Origin of the sequence: uncultured Campylobacter sp. (assembly GCF_937997595.1) — a bacterium.
Classification (GTDB): Bacteria; Campylobacterota; Campylobacteria; order Campylobacterales; family Campylobacteraceae; genus Campylobacter_B.
Genome location: NZ_CALKTS010000046.1, coordinates 1 through 1,224, shown reverse-complemented (window position 1 = coordinate 1,224; position 1,224 = coordinate 1). Strand labels below are relative to the sequence as shown.

Sequence of the window (1,224 nt, the reverse complement as noted above, 5' to 3'; positions counted from 1 at the left end):
TATAAAATTTCGCCGCAATTTAAAATTTACTTATTAAATATGCAGCAAGCGCGCTTAGCCAAACAAACAGCGCTATGACCCAAGACATCACTCGCGGCGTACCCGCCCAAAACGCAGCCCTCATATTGCAACGTAAGAGCAAGCGAGCATCAAAATTTTTACTGACAGAATTTACTCGTTATCAAATAGCGCGCCGAGACTTTGCATTACGGCAGCGACGGGCATCCAGACGGGGCTAAACATAGTTAAAACTGCGTCTTGCGTCTCACCGTTTTTACGCACACTTTCCTCGCTCAGCCTTCCGCTATCAATAAATACTACCGCGTTTAAACTTAACGGCTTAGCAAGCGCATATTTTTTTAGGATCCGATCGCGATCTTTTACGCGCGTAGGAACGCCTAAAATTTTGAAGCTAAATTGTAAAATTTCGCGATCTTTAAAGCCCGTAAAATTTGAATGCTTGTAAAGCACAAGCTGATCTGCTAGCGGCAGGCTCTCGCGATCAAGCCACAGCTCAAAAAGTAGTGCGCTTGCGTGAGGTTCATTAAATGCATCCGTAGCGATCGAAATTCTATTTACCTCCACTGCGTGTGGATAGAGCGATTTTAGGTGCTCAAATTCCGCTTTCGCCGCGCGATAATCACTACCAAATTCGTAGTCGTAAGCGTCACCGATCATTACCGTACGGTTTGCCTCTATTTGGATCGCGCGAATTTGCTCTTTGCCTTCAAGCTCTACGGGCGCGGTTTTACTAGCACAACCCACAATGAGAAATGAAAATGCCATGCTAAAAATCAGCGCTTTTAAAATTCGTTTCATATCTACTCCGATAAAATTTTATGCGATTATAGCTAAATTTAAAGCAGCATTCGACGCACGGTATTGTCCCCGATTGAGACAAATTAAAATTTGAGGGCGAGAGCGTATATGAAATACGTGACCGAATGAATTTTAATTAGAATTTAAACGTAGCAGAATAAGGCGCAGTATTTTTTCGCTTAGACGAGGCGAAATTTGATTTTTAAGCGGAGCGTATATTTGATACGTGAGCATTAAAAATCAAATTTCAACGAAGTATAAGTAGAAAAAGACAAGCCTAAATTTAGACTTCGTATCTTTCTCCGGGTTTCATCTCGATGATCTCCCACGGCAAGCCCTGCTTATTTAGCTCATCCATGAAAGGCTTGGCGTCGAAATTTTCCATGTTAAAGACGCCTTTTCCGC

The 1,224-nt window shown here is 42.5% G+C and carries 2 protein-coding genes; both read right to left on the bottom strand.

Annotated elements, in window-relative coordinates; translation table 11 throughout:
* Positions 1 to 171 precede the first annotated feature (171 nt).
* A complete protein-coding gene (locus tag Q0614_RS01460) occupies positions 172 to 819 on the bottom strand; it encodes a hypothetical protein (protein WP_298785998.1) in 648 nt (215 codons plus the stop codon).
* A 283-nt stretch (positions 820 to 1,102) separates the two neighbouring features.
* The coding region (locus Q0614_RS01455) for a hypothetical protein (protein ID WP_298786000.1) at positions 1,103 to 1,224 on the bottom strand (122 nt) is incomplete at its 5' end.